The following is a 2,913-nucleotide window of genomic DNA, read 5'->3' as shown; positions in this document are numbered from 1 at the left end:
ATAAGAACCACACTAAGGGGAACACCCAGTAACCAGGCAATGAGAGGCATTTGATTCTCCTGAAAGTTGTCAAATTGAAGACAACTTCAATGTAGATTGCGTCCGGGGGCGGCCATGCCAGCCTGAAGGCTTGCTGCAAGTAAGGAATCGCTGACGCGCGTGTAGTTGTGGACCCTGGCCGCTTGCAGTCCAGCAGGGAAACACCCGGAATTCAAGGAAAATTGACCTGCAGGTCAATCGGCACAGGCGCCAGCAGCTCCTAAAATGATAGCAATCTTGCCATCTCAATCAGCAAGGAATACTGTTTGCCGTTCTGACAGTTGCCATAAACCACAGGCCAGGGGGCCGGCAGCGTCAAGGCGCGCAGAGGCCGCAGAGGCGTTAGCGAAGCTGTTATGGGAATTTAGTTAGCGCTGGCTGAATTGCAGCGCGCCCAGCATGCGCTGCACGGGCTGGGTTTCAGGCAGGACGTACACCACGCCATGGCTTTTCCCCAGCACGGGATTCACGACGGCTTCGTAAAAATTGACGGGCACTACGACACACCCCAGCGAGATGCGGTTGTCGTCAGGTGTTTCAGAAGCCAGCCGCTCTGCGCGGCGTTCTGCCGGAGCTGCAGGACGAAGGCGGTGGATTGCCAGCTTGGCCGTGTAGTCGATCCACACAATAGCCTCGCCGTGAAGATTGTGGCCGGGCTCCGAAACGTAACGGCCCRCCGGCGTGGTGCGTTCGTCTGCGCGCAGGCTGGCGACGTTGCGCTGCTCCATGCCCGGTACCGTGTGGTCGCCGGGTGTCAGGCCGGTCAATGCCGGCGATGCGCCGCGCAATTGCCCCGTGGCGTCAAACACAAAAATGCGCCCGCCCTTTTTATCAACCACCACAAATGGCAGGCCCTGGTTATCGCGTGCGTTCATGATCCAGCRCAGGGCGTAGCGTGCATCGGCCGATGCCGCCACCAGTGTCATGTCAGCGGAATTGCCGGCACCCGGCACCGGCATCACGGCATCGGGGCTGCGCACCGGTTGCAGGTCTGTGGGAGTGGCGGACACCCATGCGGGAATCGCAGCGAGAAAGGCAATGGCCGCCGTGCAGACGGTTTTTGCGCGCAGTGCCTTTCCTTTGAACAACATCCTGATCCCGTGGGTTGAATTCATTGCCTTGTGCGGAGCACATGAAAAAGCCGGCCTCGAACCTTTTGGGTAGGAGCCCGGCTGTGGTTGCACCATGTTAGCGATGCAAGAAAATGTTCACAACGGAAAAACCCTGAAATCCTCCGGATTTTTGCTATGCTTTTAATAGCAACAAATCGTTTACTGCATTGCCATGCATGCTTTTTTTGCAGCCAAATTTAGCTACTCAGGAATTTGGTAACAGCGACCACATGTGGGCATTTTCCGCATTGAAGATGCGAGCGCGCAACAATACGTCAGGGGTTGTTACAACTCGCTCTTCGCGCGAGGTGATCGAAAGAGCGAGCAGGCGGTGTCAGGCGGCGGGGCGAAGCCCCTGTTTTGCGGCAAGCGCATGGGCGGCAGGAAAAACCTCAGCCAGTGGTTTGATTTCCGGCAAAACGTAAATCACGCCATAGCTCGCATTGAACGCGGGCTTGAGTACATCTTCGAAAAATGCCACCGGCATGTTGATGCACCCGTAGGAAATACGGTTGTCCTCGGTACCGGGAGACGCAAGCCTTTCCAGCCGGCGCTCTTTGGGCTCCAGTGTTCGCACGCGGTGCATGGAAACAGCCGCCTCGTAATCCACCCAGACAACATCTTCGCCCAAGGTGTTGCGGCCAGGCTCCCCCATAAACCGGCCCGCCGGTGTGGTGCGTTCGTGGGGCTGCACCTGCGCAATGGGCCGCCCGCCGATACCGGTCACGGAATCATCGCCGACCGCCGCACCGATCAGCACGGGCGTGGCGCTGCGCAACTTGCCGGAGGGTTCGAAAACAAAAACCTTGGTATTTATCTTGTCGAGGATGACAAAGAAAAGCCTGCGGTTGTCCCCGGAAGCAACCACCCAATTGGCGACCTGCCGCGCCTCATCCGACGCGGGCTCTTCACCAAAATCGGCGAAGCGCAAAGACGGCGCCAACTGCAAGGCGCTGGAAGGGACGGGGTTCAGGGCCGGAGAGGAAACCGGACGGGCATGAAAAAGCGGCAATGTGAGGACAAGCAGTGCGGAGCCCAGCAAGATGCCTTGCTTGATGCCGTCAAGAACGTCTGCGCGGCTGGTGCCGGGCTCATCGCCGGCCGGGGGCCTTCCGCCAGTTGAAGGGGAAGACCCGCGCGCGGGCGACACAAACATGTCCATGAAAATACGACGCATGGCCTGCGCTAAAACAATGACGATCCGGCAGCCATGTGAAAACGCTCCGGAAGCCGCGCCTTAAAAGACACGGCAAGCCGGAGCGGCGTCACACCAAGGCGCATGACGGTCTGGGTTTAGTTGCGGTCAGCTTGTGCTGGGCGCTCGGTCTGGAAGCCAGCCGTGTTGCTTTCAGTCGTGGTGGCAGGTGCCGCACTGCTAGGGGTGGTGGTGTCCTGATTTTGCATGGTCTGGCCGGACGATTCTGCAGGCGCAGCCGGTGCCGTCGGGGTTTCGGTCTGGGCGTATGCCAGGCCAATGGTGCTCACAACAGCGGCGGCGGCTACGGCAGAGGCCAGGGATTTGGAAAACTTCATGTCTTGCTCCTTAAGTCATGCCCATCACAGGCAATCAGGGTTGGTAAATGGCTGGCCGTATTGCCAGCTAATTCCAATTTACGAGGGGAGAGTGGGACGCGGCGTCGGTCCGGTACGGCCTGTCATGTAGGACAAGCGAGGTCACAAAATGCTACGCACCGAACCAATATAAACACCCGGGCCTGATCAGGATCGCCATGTTTCCTGCGCGTTCTGCGCTGAGTGGGGC

The 2,913-nt window shown here is 58.7% G+C and carries 3 protein-coding genes; all 3 read right to left on the bottom strand.

Annotated elements, in window-relative coordinates:
• Window positions 1-407: 407 nt before the first annotated feature.
• Complete coding sequence (locus AC1DWI_RS18555) at window positions 408-1,130, bottom strand: hypothetical protein (RefSeq protein ID WP_477725411.1); 723 nt, start codon at window positions 1,128-1,130, stop codon at window positions 408-410.
• Window positions 1,131-1,485: 355 nt separating this feature from the next.
• Entirely contained in the window at window positions 1,486-2,328 is an 843-nt protein-coding gene (locus AC1DWI_RS18550) for a hypothetical protein (protein ID WP_477668203.1), read from the bottom strand.
• A 116-nt stretch (window positions 2,329-2,444) separates the two neighbouring features.
• A complete protein-coding gene (locus AC1DWI_RS18545) occupies window positions 2,445-2,684 on the bottom strand; it encodes a hypothetical protein (protein WP_457282139.1) in 240 nt (79 codons plus the stop codon).
• Window positions 2,685-2,913: the final 229 nt, after the last annotated feature.

The organism is Polaromonas sp. P3_C2 (assembly GCF_056402675.1).
The sequence above is the reverse complement of the archived record's forward strand: the minus strand, read 5'-3'. Positions and strand labels throughout refer to the sequence as shown.

What these genes read in the sequence shown, in the direction of transcription:
- AC1DWI_RS18550 (WP_477668203.1), bottom strand. Translation starts at nt 2,328, where the DNA reads ATGCGTCGTATTTTCATGGACATGTTTGTGTCGCCCGCGCGCGGGTCT.
- AC1DWI_RS18545 (WP_457282139.1), bottom strand. Translation starts at nt 2,684, where the DNA reads ATGAAGTTTTCCAAATCCCTGGCCTCTGCCGTAGCCGCCGCCGCTGTT.